The sequence below is a fragment of the Altererythrobacter sp. KTW20L genome (genome assembly GCF_023501975.1).
GTDB lineage: Bacteria > Pseudomonadota > Alphaproteobacteria > Sphingomonadales > Sphingomonadaceae > Alteraurantiacibacter.
In genome coordinates this window covers 21,915-36,855 of record NZ_JAMFLH010000014.1, presented here as the reverse complement: position 1 = coordinate 36,855, position 14,941 = coordinate 21,915, and the positions used below count along the sequence as shown (strand labels likewise).

The window sequence follows — 14,941 nt, the reverse complement described above, 5'->3', positions numbered from 1 at the left end:
TTCGATGCGCCCTCACTTAGCGTTTGTGCCGCAACACGCAAGCGGACCATGGTCTGTAATGGGGATGCGTACGCGCGTTCCTCCCCATTTTCACGCAGCGCAAATGGGGAGGTGGCAGGGCGCAGCCCTGACGGAGGGGAGAAGTCCCGCATTGCGCCATAGCCTTCTTCCACCCTGCGGGCGGTCCCCCTCCCCATTTGCGATGCGCGAAAACGGGGAGGAACCTGTCTCGCGGTGGCGGGAGGATTGCGCTAGGTGATCGTGATGATTCCGCTTCACATCCTTGTCACAGGCTCCAGCCGGGGCATCGGCGCGGCGATTGCGGCGCAGTTGCGCGGGCGCGGGGCCGTGGTGGTGGGCCAGGCGACCAGCGCGACAGACGGCGATACGATTGCCGCCGACTTCGCCGAGCCGGTCGCGCCGCAGATGCTGTGGGGCGAGGCGCTGGAGCGGCTGGACGGGCGGATCGACGTGCTGGTGAACAATGCCGGGCTGTTCTCGCCCAATCCGCTCGACGCTTCGGACATCGAATGGCTTGACCAGTGGGAGGATACGATCCGCATCAACCTCACCGCCGCCGCGCAATTGAGCCGCTTTGCCGTGCAGCACTGGCTGGAGCGCGGGAGCGAGGGCCGGCTTGTCCACGTGGCCAGCCGCGCCGGACATCGCGGCGATTCTCCCGCGCACTGGCACTATGCCGCGGCAAAGGCGGGGATGCTGGCGATGCACAAGACCATCGCTCGCGGTTATGCGGCACAAGGCGTATTGAGCTTTGCCGTGGCTCCGGGCTTTACCGACACGGCGATGGCGGGCGACTATCTGGCGAGCCGGGGCGGTGCGGGCCTGCTGGCCGACATTCCGCTGGGCCGGGTGGCCACGCCGGAGGAAGTGGCGACGGTGGCGACATTCTGCGCGCTCGACGCGCCAGCCAGCATGACGGGAGCAACAATCGATGCCAATGGGGCGAGCTATGTCCGTTAGAACCTTGTTTGCCCTGCCCCTGCTGCTGGCATCCTGTGCCCCAGCCACCTTCGCAAGCGAAGCCCCGCCCGCCTCTTCCTGGACCGCGCAGTGCGAAGACTGGGATGACTGGGACAAGTCCGGCCCGCCGTTCCGCATTCACGGCGATACCTATTACGTCGGCACCTGCGGGATCGGCGCGATCCTTATCACCTCCGAAAGCGGCCACGTGCTGATCGACAGCGGGACGGAGCCGGGTGCAGCGGTCGTGTTGCAGAACATCCGCTCGCTCGGGCTGGACCCGGCGGATATTGCCGTGGTGCTGTCCAGCCATGAGCACTTCGACCATGTGGGCGGCCATGCGCTGGTCCAGCGGGCCGCTCCCGATGCGCAGTTCCTCGCCCTTCCCGTTGCGGCTCAGGTGCTGCGCAGTGGCATGGATGATCCATCCGATCCACAGGCCGGGATGCATCCGGGGCTGGAACCGGTGACAGTCGCGCGCGAACTGGCTGATGGCGAAGTGGTCACCAGCAGCCGCCATTCGATCACGGTGATCGCCACCCCAGGGCACACTGCAGGGGCCACCAGTTTTTCGTGGCAAAGCTGCGACATTGCAGGCAACTGCCGCTCCATCGTCTATGCCGACTCCATGTCGCCGGTCAGCGCCGATGACTATCGTTTCTCAGATCATCCCGCCTATCTCGCCGCCTATCGCGCCGGAGTTGCCCGCTTCTCCAGTGCAACCGAGGATGACTGCGACATCCTCCTCACCCCGCACCCGTCTGCCAGCGGGCTGCGCGACAAGCTGTTGGCGGAAGACCTCACCAGCGGCATGAATTGCCGCCAATATGCCGCCTCGATCACCGAGCGGCTTGATCAACGCCTTGCCGAGGAAGCCGCCACCCAATGAGCTGGAAACTAGCCGTCACCGCCCCGCGCCTCGCCATCGAGCAGGCGCTCGCCCGGCAGGAGGCGGACCCGGACTGGGATCCGGCACTGGTCGTGACCGGGTTCGAAGTCGATCCTGACGAGCCCGAGGTGTGGCAGCTCGATGCCTATTGCGAAGGCAAGCCGAGCCAGGCGGAACGCAACGCCGTGAAGCGCCTGTTCGACGCCCCCCTGCCCCGCATCCGGCCCTTCGAACTGCCCGATGCAGATTGGGTTAGCGAGAGCCAGAAAGGCATGGACCCGATCCGCGCCGGGCGCTTCCATGTCCGCACGCCCGACCATCCGCGCAGCAATGAACCCGGCGTGCGCGATTTCTGCATTCCTGCCGCGCAAGCCTTCGGCACCGGCCAGCATGCCACCACGGCGGGCTGTCTTGCCATGCTCGATGCCATGAAGCGGCAGGGCGTGATGGCGCGCAACATTGCCGATATCGGCACCGGCACGGGCCTGCTGGCCTTTGCCGCCCTGCACCTGTGGCCCCGCGCCCATGCCACGGCGAGCGATATCGACCCGGTGTGTCTGCCTGCCGTGGAGGAAAACGCCGAACTCAACGGCGTGCCGCTGGGCAACAGGCGCGGCCAGCTCGACATGGTGATCGCCGAGGGGATGGATGACGACACCCTGCAGGACAATGCGCCTTATGACCTCCTCATCGCCAATATCCTCGCCGCCCCGCTGATCGAGCTGGCACCGGCCTTTGCCGCCGCCATGGCCCCGCGCGGGCATATCGTATTGTCGGGCCTGCTGGTGACGCAGGAGGCCCACGTCCGCGCCGCCTATCGGCTGGCGGGATACCGCCTGCAGGCGCGCATCACCAATGGCGACTGGTCGATCCTGTGGCTGCGCCAGCGCTTCGGATTCTGAAGCGCGCCGCTTTGGCGACAGGCGCGGCGCTGGCGCTGCTGGTTGTGGGGTTTCCGCTGGCGGGCTGGATCGGGAGTGCGATCCCGCGCAACGATGCTCCCGCGCCGGTTACCGATGGCGTCGAGATCATGGTCGAGACCAACGGTGTCCACACCGGCATCGTCATGCCGATCGTCAGCCCGGAAATGGACTGGCGCGCGCTGTTGCCTTCTGCCGCCCTGCCGGTGAACGGCCGCCTGCCGACCCATGTGGCAGTCGGCTGGGGGGAGCGCGAGGTGTTCCTCAATGTCCCCACCTGGGGCGACTTGAGACCCGGCACGGCTCTGCGCATCGCCACACGGGGCGGCGCGCCGGTTATGCGGGTGAGCCACTATGTGCGCCCCGCCCCCGGCCCCGATCACCGTCCGGTCATGCTCAGCCGCGAGGACTATGGCCGCATGGTGGAAGCCATCGCCGCCAGCCTGGCCGATGAAGCCGCCCCGCGCCAGATCCTGCGCGGCACCAATCCGCGCGATGCCTATTACCGTGCGCGCGGGCACTATACCCTGGCCTACACTTGCAATAACTGGGTGGCGGACATGCTGGCGCAAGGCGGTGTGCAGATGGGGCGCTGGACGCCCTTTGCCGGGGGAGTGATGAAATGGATCGAGCCGCCTTCAGAGGGGTAATGGCCGCGCTGGCCTTGCTGGCCGCGCCTGCCTCTGCCCAGACCACGGCGGAGGATGTCCACGCGGCAGAGCGCGCCATGTTCGGCTTCGGCACGCTGCGGCAGGGGGCCGATGGCAACAACCCCGATGCTCCCAATGCCTCCAACACCGATGAGGCGCGGGTGGGCGAATATGCCATGCCTCCGCTGTTCGAAAGTGCCCGCCAGCAGACTCCCACTGGATGGCCCGCCCGCCGCGAGGAAATGGCGCGCATGGTGGAGGACAACTGGGCCGGGCGCATCCCCGCCGTCGTATCCACCTTCCGCGTGGTGTGGGACAAGGTTCCTGCCGATGCGGGCGACTATGCCGCCACGGTGGAAGAGTGGACCGGACGGGTCATCGCGCCCGATGGCCGCAGCGGCCCGGTGATCTCGGCCACGATCCATTTTCCGCAGAGCCGCCCGGATGCCGCCCCGTCGATCATCAACTACACCTATGTCTGGCCCGGCGGGCGCATGCCGAACTTTGGCGGCACTCCGCCGCCCGATGCCATTGCCCAGGCGCTGGATCGCGGGTGGGCCCATGTGGAATACCGCCCGCAACTGCTCCAGGCCGACAGCGCCGCGACCATGCAGGACGGCGTGATCGGCCTCGCCCGCTGGCCGCGCGCGCAGCATGACTGGGGCGCACTGCGCGCCTGGGGCTGGGGCGCGAGCCAGTTGCGCGAGGAGCTGGCGCGCGATCCGCGCATCGATGGCCAGATGGTCACCCTCACCGGCCATTCGCGCTTCGGCAAGGGCGTGCTGGTGACCGCCGCCTTCGACCACGCGTTCCACGATGCCCACGTATCGAGCAGCGGCGCAGGCGGGGCCAAGCTGATGCGCCGCGATTTCGGCGAGCGGTGGGAGAACATGAGCTCCAGCGGCGCATTCCACTGGTTCACCCCCAATATCATGAACTTCGCCCGCGATCCCCTCACCGTGCACGACCTGCCGGTGGACGCGCACATGCTGATTGCCTTGCGCGCACCCCGCCCGCTGTTCATCACCAGCGGCCTGGCCGAAAAGGGCGATAGCTGGGTCGATCCAGCCGGCATGTGGTCCGCCTTCAGCGAAGCGCAACCGGCGTGGGAGCTGTTCGGCGCCTCCGTGCCAAGCGGCATGGTCATGCCCGTTCCCGAAAGCCGCGAGCAGCTATCCTTCCCGCTCGCCTGGTACCAGCACGGCGAAGGGCACGTCGCCTGGCCGGCCTATGACGAGTTTTACGACCACGCGGAGATGTTTGGGGAGTGAGTTTCGGCGGCTTTTGGGGGATGGTTGGAAGATAGCGAATGTCAGATATGAGGGTGGTTAGCGGACGTTTGGGTAGCGCTACTGGGGGTTCATTACCTGCAACGGCAACGCCCGTCCCGCCAAGCTGTACAGCGAATATCCGGCAGTAGTGAGGAAGCCGCAGTCGTCCGTCACCGCTGGAGTTGGGTATTCCATCGTCGCGACTAGCGTAAACCTCTGACCGGCGTCGTCTCGCAACACCTCCGCTGAATCGTCAGACAGCTTTCCATTCTCGCCCAAGAAGTCGGCCATATACCAAACCGACGCCTTCTCGCCGTCGCACCGGCCAGTGCCAATCATCGGATAAACATCGTGCTCGGCCATGTAAGCTACGTCATCCCGGCTGACCGAGATCGCCAGCGACGGAACTAGCGCAGATCGATCCACTATGGCGCTCTCCGACTGGGCCACACGCTCGCATGCACCGAGGAAAACGAGCGGAATTACTAAGGCCGCCCGACACCTGAGCACAGATATCATTGTAAGTCCTCCTCGGCCTCACTAACGCCCGTGGCCGACGTCCGTAAAGGGGTCGTTAGCTGAAAGGCAACTTTTGGCGTCAGACGACCAGTTAGCCGACCAACCTCAAAACCAAGCGCGCACCCCCAGCAGCACCGCCACCTCCGACGCATCATCCCCCGCAGCGCGCGCCATGCGGCGGGTCTTGCCCAGGGCCTGTTCCCATTGCACGCCGACATAGGGCGCGAACTGGCGGGTAATTTCGTAGCGCAGGCGCAGGCCTGTTTCCACGCTCGACAGCCCGGCACCCAGCCCGCGTTCGGGCACGTCCTGCGCGGCCAGGTCGAATTCCACGCGCGGTTGCAGGATCAGGCTTTGGGTGATCCGCATGTCGTGGTCCGCCTCGATTGTCGCGGTAACATCGCCCCGGTCGGACAGGTAGGCCATGGCATCGACGTGGATCATGTATGGCGCCAGCCCCTGCACGCCCAGCGCCAGATGGCTGCGGGTTTCGGGTTCCAGATCGAGCCGCACCCCTGCGCGCAGGTCGAACCACGGGCCGATGGCATGGCTCCACAGCGCCTCGACTTCGGCATCGTGCACAGAACCGCCGAACTCGCCCTCGCCCTCGGTCGTCAGCACGAAGCGGTTGATGTCGCCGCCGTAGGTGGCCTCGGCTTCCCAGGCGTAGCCCTCGCTGTCGCCCAGCGCGGCTTCGAGGCGTTTGAGGCGCACCACGCCAAACTGCATCCGCCCGCCTTCCAGCGCCATGACCTCCCGCGCCGGAGCCATCGCCGCCTCGCCCCACACCGCGTCGGCAGCATGGCGCGGCCCCTCGTTTGCGCGTGGTGGCGGCGCGGTGGCGGGGACTGGCGCGGCGGGCATGGCGTGCTGCGAATGGTCCATTGCTCCATGATTCATGGTCGAATGGTCCATTTGCGAGTGGTCCATCGCTCCGTGGTCCATCGTCGAATGGTCCATCGCCCCGTGGTCCATTTCCGAATGGTCCGGCTCCGGCGCGGCAGGCTCTGCCGCCGGAGCGCCGTGGGCCGAGTGATCGACCTCCTGCGCCATCACCGGCGAAGCCAGCGCCAGCAGCGGCAGGGTGAACAGTGCGCCCCTCATGCCATGGGCCTTACGGTTACGACCTGCATCATGCCCGCGTGCATGTGGTAGAGCAGGTGGCAGTGGAAGGCCCAGTCGCCCGGTTCGTTGGCGGTGAGATCGAAAGTCGCCTTGCCGCCCGGTTGCACCACCAGCGTATGCTTGCGCGGCTGGCGCGTGGCATCGGCCCCGTTGACCAGTTCGAAGAAATGGCCGTGCAAGTGGATCGGGTGCGCCATCATGGTGTCGTTGACCAGTGTCACCCGCACCCGTTCATCGAACCCGAAGCGGATCGGGTGATCGGTGACGGCGGAAAATTCGCGTCCGTCGAACGACCACATGTAGCGTTCCATGTTGCCCGTCAGGTGGATCTGCAACTCGCGTTCCGGAGGGCGTAGGGGGTTGGGATCGGCAGCGGCAAGATCGGTATAGCGCAGCACGCGGTGGCTCACCGTGTCGAGGCCGAGGCCGGGACAGTCCATCCGGTCCACCGGCATCGGCGCGACCATGTCCACACCCGGTCCGGTGCCGACATGCGGCGGCAGAAGCGAGGTATCGCGCATGGAGTGGTCCATGTCTGCATGATCGCCGTGGCCCATGCCCATGTCCGCCATGGTCAGCGTCACCGGCTCGCGCAGCGGCGGAACCTCGCCCCGCGCACCCGGCGCGCTGGTCAGCGTGGCCACGGCCATGCCCGAACGGTCCATCGCCTCGGCCACAATCGTGTGAGCGCCAGCCCCAGGGGTTACGATCACGTCATAGGTTTCGGCCACGCCGATCTGGAATTCATCGAGCGGCACCGGCGTCACCGCCTGCCCGTCAGCCTCGATGACCACCATTTCAACGCCCGGGATGCGCACATTGAAGAAGGTCATCGCGCTGCCGTTGATCACCCGCAGCCGCACCCGCTCGCCCGGCTCGAACCGCAGTTCGAGATCGTCCGCCGGGCCGTGGCCGTTGACGAGGTAGGTATATTCGGGCGCGGAGACATCGGCGATATCGCGCGGGTTCATCCGCATCCGGCCCCACATCAGCCGGTCGGCAGCGGACATGTCTCCGCTGGTCAGGGTCTGCATCTGCCGGTTGTAATGGTGTTCCCCGACCTTCAGCTTGCGCATGATTTCGTGGCCGTGGGTGGGCGTGAATTCGCTCAGCAGCAGCACCACATCACGGTCATAGGCCGGGCCATGATAATGCAACGGATCGATGATGATCGGGCCATAATGCCCCGCCTGCTCCTGCAAGCCGGAATGCGAATGCCACCAGTATGTGCCCGCCTGCCGGATGGGGAATTCATAGGTGAACGTCTCGCCCGGGCGGATGCCGGGGAAGCTGACGCCGGGCACGCCATCGTACTGGAACGGCACCAGCAGCCCGTGCCAGTGGATCGAGCTGTCCTCGGCCAGGGTGTTGGTGACATGGAGCCGCACGTTCTGCCCTTCGCGCAGGCGCACCAGCGGGCCGGGAACGCTGCCGTTCACCGTCACCGCATGGCCGCTGCGATTGCCGGTGGCGAAATGGCTTTCTCCGATGGCGAGGCGGATGTCCTCGCCCGAAACCTCGTCGAACCCCTTGCGCGCCGCCGGCATTCCCACAGCCCTGCCCTGCGCCCAGGCCGGCATCGGCAGGGCCGCAAAGGCGGCGAGCGCGGCGGTGGAGCGGATGAACTGGCGGCGGTGGATCATGGCATTCCTGTCGAGACTTGAACTGGCCCGACACCCCAACTATATACCCCCCCAGGGTATTTCAAGGTGAAAGCGACGAAGCGATGGAAAACGACAAGGCAGCACTGAAAAACCGCCTGCGCCGCATCGAAGGCCAGGTGCGCGGCATTGCCCAGATGGTCGAGGATGATCGCTACTGCATCGACATCCTGACGCAGATGCAGGCGGTCAAATCCGCCCTCGCCCGCGCCGAGAGCGCCGTGCTGAAACAGCACGCCGCCTGCTGCGTGGCCGAAGCCATCGCCAGCGGGGATGCCGATGAACAGCGCACCAAGTTTACCGAATTGGTGGACCTGTTCGAACGCGCCAGAAACTAGGATCATCACGATGTCCGACAGCAAGACAGCCTCGATCCACCGCATGGTCATGGACAAGCATACCTGTCCATACGGCCTACAGGCCCTGCACCTGCTGAAATCGCGCGGTTACACGGTGGAGGACCACCACCTTTCGACCCGTGCCGAGACCGATGAGTTCAAGGAAGCCGAGGGCGTAAAGACCACGCCGCAGGTCTTCATCGGTGGCGAACGGATAGGCGGGCATGACGATTTGCGCCGCCACCTCGGCCTGAAAGTGCGCGATCCCGATGCCGTATCCTATCGCCCGGTCGTGGCAATCTTTGCCATGGCTGCGGCCATGGCGCTGGGCCTGTCGTGGCACATGACCGGCACACTGGTGACAGTGGCGGCGGCCGCATGGTTCATCAGCCTGTCGATGTGTATCCTGGCGCTACTCAAGCTGCAGGACGTGACAGGCTTTGCCACCATGTTCCTCAACTATGATCTGCTGGCCAAGCGCTGGGTGCCCTATGCCACGCTTTACCCCTTCGGCGAGGGGCTGGCGGGCGTACTGATGACCGCGCATGCGCTGCCCTGGCTGTCGATCCCGGTGGCGCTGTTTATCGGCACGATCGGCGCGGTGAGCGTGTTCAAGGCGGTCTATCTCGACAAGCGCGAACTCAAATGCGCCTGCGTGGGCGGATCGTCACGGGTACCGCTGGGCTTTGTCTCCCTGACCGAGAATCTGTTCATGATCGGCATGGCGCTTTGGATGCTGGCCAAGCTGGCTGGCTGGAACACCCTTTAGGCCAGCGCGGCGGGCACCTTCCTCCGCCGCATCCGCCACCGTAGCCACCCGGTAATCAACAGTGCCAGCGGGACCAGCCCGGCGAGCACGGCCAGCACCCGCCCGGCCAGGCCGCCAGCCGAGCCATCGTGCAACGGATGCAGCCAGTTGTTGACCGTGCTGCCGCCTGCCGCCTGCCGCACGTCCTGCACCGCCAGCACCCGCCCGCTTGCGCCATCCACCCACACATAGCTGTGTGGAAAGCGATAGCTGGGATCGCCCGGCACCTGCATTCGCAAGCGATAGCTGCCGCCTGCCACGGGCGGGGTCTCGATCCACGCCAGTCGCGCATCCGGCAGTGCACTTGCCGCAGCAATCACTGCCTGCGACGGGCGGACAGGTGCAGACCCGCTCTCGACCGCATGGACATGCGGCGCAGGGTCCACCGGCAAGCTTGCGGCACCGAGCACCGCAATGCTCTCGTCCGGCAGGGCCAGCATGACCCCCGTGCCGGTCAGCAGGACAAGGAACAGCGATCCCCACAGCCCCGCCAGCTTGTGCCAGTCGCGCAGGACCCGCTGGCGGTGGGCATCGCGCTTGAAGCGCAGGGCCTTGCCCCAGGAATCGCGGCTCCACGCACGAGGCCACCAGGCCCATAGCCCGCTCAGCAGCAACGCCAGCAGCGGCAGTCCCGCCCAGCCCACGATGGCTGCGCCAGTCGTGCCCAGCAGCAGGCGGTAATGGAGGTCATAGACGAAGGTCATGGCATATTCGCCCCAGTAGTCGCGGCGCAGCACCTGCGAACCATCGGGCGACAGCCAGACCATCATCGGGCGGAAGGCGTGGCCTTCGCGCTCCGGCGGGTTGTAGTAGCGCGCCGGAATTGCCCCCGGCCTGCCGGTCACCTCGAACCTCCACGGCCCCGGCTTGTCCGGATATTCGGCCCGCACCGTTTCCAGCGCGCGGTCCCAGTCGGGCGGCGCCGTGCCTTCCATCCGGATCTCGGGATGCAGCAGGGCGTCGAGTTCCGGATAGAACACCAGCACCGACCCGGTGAGGCCGAGGAGGACAAGCAGGCCGCCGAGCCCGAGCCCCAGCCACAGGTGGAGCTTGCGCACGGCGCGGCGCAGCCTGTCCCCCTGTTGCCGCATCAGAAGCGCAGCCGCGCGCTGGCGGTCACGTTGCGCGGATTTGCCGGGCTGTGCAGCGACTGCGCGCCATCCCACCAGACATATTCGTAGTAGTCATCGGTGATGTTCTTGACCGCCAGGCCTAGCTCCACCGTTTCGCTCACTTGCCACGATGCACTGGCGTCAAACACCGCAAGCGCGCCCCACTTGCCTTGCGTGTTGGCCGTGGTGAGGTGATAGGACGACTGGCCCCGCGTAGTGAGCGACAGGGTGAGGACGTCGCCCGGCGTCCAGTCAATCCCGCCCGACCACAAGGCCTCTGGCGTGTGGTTGATCGCATTGCCGGCCAGTTGCGGGGTGGCGGGATCGGGCACGGCGATGATCGCTTCCTGCCACGAGAATGCACCCCACAGGGTCAGGCCCTGCGCGGGCGTTACGCTCGCCTGCACGTCGATCCCGCGCCGGTTGGTGCTGCCGACATTCTCGAAATCGCCCAGCGGATCGTTGAGCTTGCGGGCAATTTCCCCGCTGGCGCTCTGCTCCCAATAGGCAACGCGCGCCTGGAACAGGCCAGCCACTTCATATCGGGCACCCAGCTCCCACCCTTCGTTGATCGACGGGGCGAGGTCCACCACGCGCGGTGCGATCAGGTAGGCGCCCGACCCCAGCCCGATCTGGAACGTGCGGCCCCAGTTGCCATAGAGCGTCCATCCGGCAGCCGGCAGCACGGCAACCGACAGCTTGGGCTGGTCGATCGAGCCATAGTCGTTGATCGGCGCGGTGGTGCTGTTCAGCCGATTGGTGAAATTGCCGCCCACCCAGTCGATCCGCCAGGCAGGCGTGATACGCAGCCAGTCTGCCGGCTCGAGCACCGCCTGGACATAGGCTCCGCTTACCGACAGGTCGAACTGCTGGTCGCGGGTCTGGCTGGTGGGAACGCGCTCCACCGCCAGCCAGCGCAACGATTGGTTGTCCTGCCGCTGCACATCGCCGCCCGCCTCCAGCATCAGCGGCATGGCGCCCAGTTCGCCATGCCAGTGCAGCGCGCTCATCACGCCATAGTGATCCTCGCGCGTCAGCCGCCGTTGTTGCGAAGCACCGGCCGAGAACTTGACGAAGCGATCATCGTCAAACCGGTTGAAATAGGCCCGCGATGTCCAGTCGAGGCTGTCCGAAAAGGCGACATCGGCGGTCAGCGCATATTGCTGGATGTCACGCTCGTCGCCATCGCTGGCATTATAGGCGTTGGTCTGCTGCGGATCGGCGCGGCTGGCGGCGAAGGTCAGGTAGCCCGGCTCTTCGGCATCGGCCTCGTAATAGCGCGCGATTGCGCCCAGGGCAACGTCATCCCCCACCGACAGGCCCCACCTGCCCGACAGGCTGAGCCGCTGGCTTGCGCCATGATCGCGGTAGCCCCGGCTGTCGCGATAGGCGACCTGGTAGTTCTGGCTCAGGCTGCCGCTATCGAACCCGGCGACAGCCTGCCCCTCGAACGTGGAATAGCTGCCCGCAGAGCCGCGCGCTTCAATGTAGTTGCCGCCGCTACGGGTGATGATGTTGGCACTGCCGGCAATGGCGTGGAGGCCAAAGCGCGGGTCGGACGTGCCGCGCACCACCTCGATCGTCTTGATGTTCAGCGGGAACACCATGTCGATATAGGGCATGTTGCCATCGTTGCTGTTCGACGGCACGCCATCGATCAGCAGCTTGACCGCGTTGATATTGCCCTCGCCGTTGAACCCGCGCAGGCTGAACTTGCCGCTGGTGGTGCCCTGGTTGAAATCGGTCACCTGCACGCCGGGCATCTGGCCGATCAGCTCATAGACGTTATCGACATCGGCAGCTTGCGCCACGTCGCCGCCCATGCGGTCCACCGATGTGAGGACATTGCCGGTGTTGCCCGCCATGCCGCGCGCGGTGACGATGATGTCGCCCACGGAAAAGCTGGTGTCGGCGGGGCGGGATTGGTCCTGCGCAAGAAGTGGCGCAGGCGCCGCAAGGGCGGCAATCATGGCGAAATTCGAAATTCTCATCGCGTTAAATCCTAGACTATACGCCCTTGCTCGCCGGGAAAGACCCGCAAGCCAGAGGGCTGAAATTGATCAGAATGAAGCCCGCGCCCGCAGCCACACGCCGCGACCCGCGCCGGGCAGGCGTTCGCCCAGGGCCACGTCCGATGCGCCCACCCGGTTCACACCGGAAAGGTGCGGCTGGTAGTAGCTGTCGAACAGGTTCTCGATTCCGCCATCCAGCACGATCCCGGGGGCCAGGGCAAAGCTGCCGAACAGGCCGAACACGGCATAGCCGCTGCTGGCCGTCTCGCCGTTGGTGGCAGAGACATGGCCCTGCCCGTCCGCCGCGCTCATCTCTGCACCGAGCGACCAGCGGTCCTCCTGCCAGATTGCCGCCAGCCGCAGGGCCGTGGGTGGAACGCGGTAGAGGTTGTCGGCAATGTCGCGCCGTTTGCCGCGCACCCAGCTGCTGGTGCCCTCCAGCAGCAGATGATGGCCAACTGCAGCAGTGAAATCGAAGTCCAGTCCGAAAAGTTCGGCATCGACATTGCGGAACATCAGCGGCGTGGCATCGCCGTTCATGTTTGCCACCATCTCAACCGGACTGTTTATCACCCCGGGGGTGTCATCGAACGGCGTACCCTGGATATAGTCGTCCACCCGGCGATAGAAGGCCGTCGGGCGGAAGGTGACGCCGCCGGTGGCGAGGTCGAACCCCGCTTCGGCGATCCATGCCACTTCCGGCTTCAGTGCCTGGTTGCCGACATAGATATTGCCATCGGCCAGGCCATAGCTCGCTTCGGTGGGCAGCCAGGCGAAGCGTTCCAGCGTGCCGGGCACACGGGTCTTGCGGGCCAGGGTCAGGCGCGGGGTCACTTCATCGCCCGGCAGCCACAGCCGCAGGGCCGCATCGAAAGTGGTGTCGGAAGCCTCCCTTGCGCTGCCGGCAAAGGCATTGGCCAGCATGACCGGGCCGCCCATCACCGCGCTGCCGAGCGTTGGCACGCCTGCTTCCTGCCGCGTCCGGTCAATGCGTGCTCCCAGCTCGAATTCGGCATTGCCCAGGCCGCTGCGCCACTGGACGAAGCCGCCCACGCGGTCCGCCTGATGATCGGGCTGGGAATCCAGGAAGAAGGCCGCATTCGCCGGATTGGTGATGCGCACGAACTTGTCCACCCATTCGGCATCGCCGCCCAGCATGACATGGCGCGTTGCCGTGCCCAGCCGCAGGGCCACATCGGCGGTGAACGTGTCGGAATCGGCAAAGGTTGCCCGCGGCGTAGGCGCTACCGGGCGGCGGACGGTCTGGTTGTCCATCAGGTGGCTTACCGAGACATGGCCAACCTTCAGCTCCAGCCCCACGGTTTCCGTCAGGTCGCCACGCCAGCCGCCCTGGAAGAAATCGGTGTTGAAATAGACCATGTCGAGCGCGAACGAAGGGTTGCCCGAAGGGTCGGTCTCGCTGCGGCGGTATTCGGCAAATATCTCGCCCCCGCCCAGCTTCGCCCCGGCATGGACGCCATAGAGATTGCGTTCGAAGGCGGTACCGCCAACTCTGCCGCCCGCAAAGCGATAGTCCTCGCCCTCCTCGCGGCTGGCAATCACGCCCAGGCGCACCGTATCGCTGGACAGGGCAAAAAGGCCGCCAGCGGCATAGCTTTCATCCACGCTGCGATACTGGGCAGCCAGGCTGCCATGCAGTTCCAGCGCCGGGCCGGAAGCATATTTCGCCTGCACCAGCTCGGCATTCACCGCGCCGGCCAGGCTGGGGCCCTGGGAAACCGGCGCGACGCCGCGGGCAATCTCGATCCGCTCGACCAGGATCGACGGGGCATAGTGCAGCGGCGGGTCCATCGCATTGGGGCCGCCGGTGGCAAAGCGCTGGCCGTTGATGCGGCCGGTCACCCGCTCACCGAACAGTCCGCGGTAGGACAACTGCCCCGAAAGCGCGCCGTTGCCCACGGCCGCCCCGCCCGGCGCGCGGGCGGCAATGGCCACGGCATCGGCCGGAAGGGCGATCTGGTGCGGCGGCTCGACACTGTCGGCATCCCCGGCGGGAGACGGTGCGGCGGTGACGCGGATGATATCGGTCAGGATATCCTGGGTGTCACCTGCGGGTGCGCTGTCCTGCGCGCTGGCAGGGATGGCGGCAAGCATAAGGGGCGCGGCGGCAACGGCGCAGCGCAAGGCATGGATTGGTTTCATCGAAGATCTCGTCAGGACAGGAATTGGGCCGGAAAGTCGGCGCGCAACCCGTCATCGGGCCCGGCGCACGGCTTTCATGCTGCTGGTGTCAGACGAGTGAGGGCGGCCCCGTGGCAGGCGGCAGGTGGTGCGGCGATGCGGGCGACAGGGCGCGGGTGCGGGTGGCATTCCACACCGCTTCGGCCACCTGCGGCAAGGCCGGGCGCGCCATGGGATCGGGCGGAGTCGAATTGTCGGCCAGGTGGGTATAGGCGCAGGGGCTCGGCTGGCTGTCGCCTTCGTCCGACGCGGGCGCATCGTCCTTCATCGGGATGACCAGCATGGTGTCCGAATTGCACATGGCGATCACCAGCTCGCCGCGGCTGTCCTGCGCAATCATCGTGCCGCCCGGCATCACTGCGCGCATCATCAGCGCTGCAGCGATCAGCAGCAGGCACGCGGCGTTGCGCCAGCTATGCGAATGGGCGGACATGGTGCCGGACCTTAAACCTC

Annotated in this window: 14 protein-coding genes; 7 read left to right on the top strand and 7 right to left on the bottom strand. The window is 66.2% G+C overall.

Features of this window, described 5'->3' with window-relative positions; translation table 11 throughout:
• Positions 1-264 precede the first annotated feature (264 nt).
• Genes M3P36_RS13675 through M3P36_RS13655 form a run of 5 tightly spaced genes read left to right on the top strand, consistent with a single transcriptional unit; the run spans position 265 to position 4,711 of the window.
• Entirely contained in the window at positions 265-981 is a 717-nt protein-coding gene (locus M3P36_RS13675) for an SDR family NAD(P)-dependent oxidoreductase (RefSeq protein ID WP_249704280.1), read from the top strand.
• Complete coding sequence (locus M3P36_RS13670) at positions 971-1,870, top strand: MBL fold metallo-hydrolase (protein WP_249704252.1); 900 nt, start codon at positions 971-973, stop codon at positions 1,868-1,870. The genes M3P36_RS13675 and M3P36_RS13670 overlap by 11 nt, the downstream gene beginning before the upstream one ends.
• Positions 1,867-2,772, top strand: a complete 906-nt coding sequence (locus tag M3P36_RS13665; protein WP_249704251.1) for a 50S ribosomal protein L11 methyltransferase — start codon at positions 1,867-1,869, stop codon at positions 2,770-2,772. The genes M3P36_RS13670 and M3P36_RS13665 overlap by 4 nt, the downstream gene beginning before the upstream one ends.
• An 11-nt stretch (positions 2,773-2,783) precedes the next feature.
• Positions 2,784-3,440: a DUF2459 domain-containing protein gene (locus M3P36_RS13660; protein WP_249704250.1), complete on the top strand. Its 657-nt coding sequence runs from the start codon at positions 2,784-2,786 to the stop codon at positions 3,438-3,440.
• The gene (locus tag M3P36_RS13655) at positions 3,413-4,711 is read left to right on the top strand and encodes a glucuronyl esterase domain-containing protein (protein WP_249704249.1); all 1,299 of its coding nucleotides are present in this window, start codon (positions 3,413-3,415) and stop codon (positions 4,709-4,711) included. Before M3P36_RS13660 ends, M3P36_RS13655 begins: the two co-directional genes overlap by 28 nt.
• A gap of 78 nt (positions 4,712-4,789) precedes the next feature.
• On the opposite strand, the gene M3P36_RS13650 is transcribed toward M3P36_RS13655, so the two are convergent.
• From M3P36_RS13650 to M3P36_RS13640, 3 genes are all read right to left on the bottom strand, one after another.
• Positions 4,790-5,230: a hypothetical protein gene (locus M3P36_RS13650; protein WP_249704248.1), complete on the bottom strand. Its 441-nt coding sequence runs from the start codon at positions 5,228-5,230 to the stop codon at positions 4,790-4,792.
• Between the two features lie 105 nt (positions 5,231-5,335).
• On the bottom strand, positions 5,336-6,334 hold the full coding sequence (locus M3P36_RS13645) for a copper resistance protein B (RefSeq protein WP_249704247.1): 999 nt from the start codon (positions 6,332-6,334) through the stop codon (positions 5,336-5,338).
• A complete protein-coding gene (locus M3P36_RS13640) occupies positions 6,331-7,998 on the bottom strand; it encodes a copper resistance system multicopper oxidase (RefSeq protein WP_249704246.1) in 1,668 nt (555 codons plus the stop codon). The genes M3P36_RS13645 and M3P36_RS13640 overlap by 4 nt, the downstream gene beginning before the upstream one ends.
• Before the next feature lie 83 nt (positions 7,999-8,081).
• Here M3P36_RS13640 and M3P36_RS13635 point away from each other — a divergent pair, with 83 nt between their 5' ends.
• A complete protein-coding gene (locus tag M3P36_RS13635; RefSeq protein WP_249704245.1) occupies positions 8,082-8,354 on the top strand; it encodes a metal-sensitive transcriptional regulator in 273 nt (90 codons plus the stop codon).
• Positions 8,355-8,364: 10 nt separating this feature from the next.
• Positions 8,365-9,123: a MauE/DoxX family redox-associated membrane protein gene (locus tag M3P36_RS13630; protein ID WP_249704244.1), complete on the top strand. Its 759-nt coding sequence runs from the start codon at positions 8,365-8,367 to the stop codon at positions 9,121-9,123.
• Here M3P36_RS13630 and M3P36_RS13625 read toward each other — a convergent pair.
• The 4 genes from M3P36_RS13625 to M3P36_RS13610 all read right to left on the bottom strand — a co-directional run bounded on the left by M3P36_RS13625 (position 9,120) and on the right by M3P36_RS13610 (position 14,921).
• On the bottom strand, positions 9,120-10,253 hold the full coding sequence (locus M3P36_RS13625; protein WP_249704243.1) for a PepSY-associated TM helix domain-containing protein: 1,134 nt from the start codon (positions 10,251-10,253) through the stop codon (positions 9,120-9,122). The two genes, M3P36_RS13630 and M3P36_RS13625, sit on opposite strands and share 4 nt — an antisense overlap.
• A complete protein-coding gene (locus tag M3P36_RS13620; RefSeq protein WP_249704242.1) occupies positions 10,253-12,265 on the bottom strand; it encodes a TonB-dependent receptor in 2,013 nt (670 codons plus the stop codon). The genes M3P36_RS13625 and M3P36_RS13620 overlap by 1 nt, the downstream gene beginning before the upstream one ends.
• Positions 12,266-12,334: 69 nt before the next feature.
• A complete protein-coding gene (locus tag M3P36_RS13615) occupies positions 12,335-14,449 on the bottom strand; it encodes a TonB-dependent receptor (protein ID WP_249704241.1) in 2,115 nt (704 codons plus the stop codon).
• 88 nt (positions 14,450-14,537) lie between these two features.
• Entirely contained in the window at positions 14,538-14,921 is a 384-nt protein-coding gene (locus M3P36_RS13610; protein ID WP_249704240.1) for a hypothetical protein, read from the bottom strand.
• Positions 14,922-14,941 lie beyond the last annotated feature (20 nt).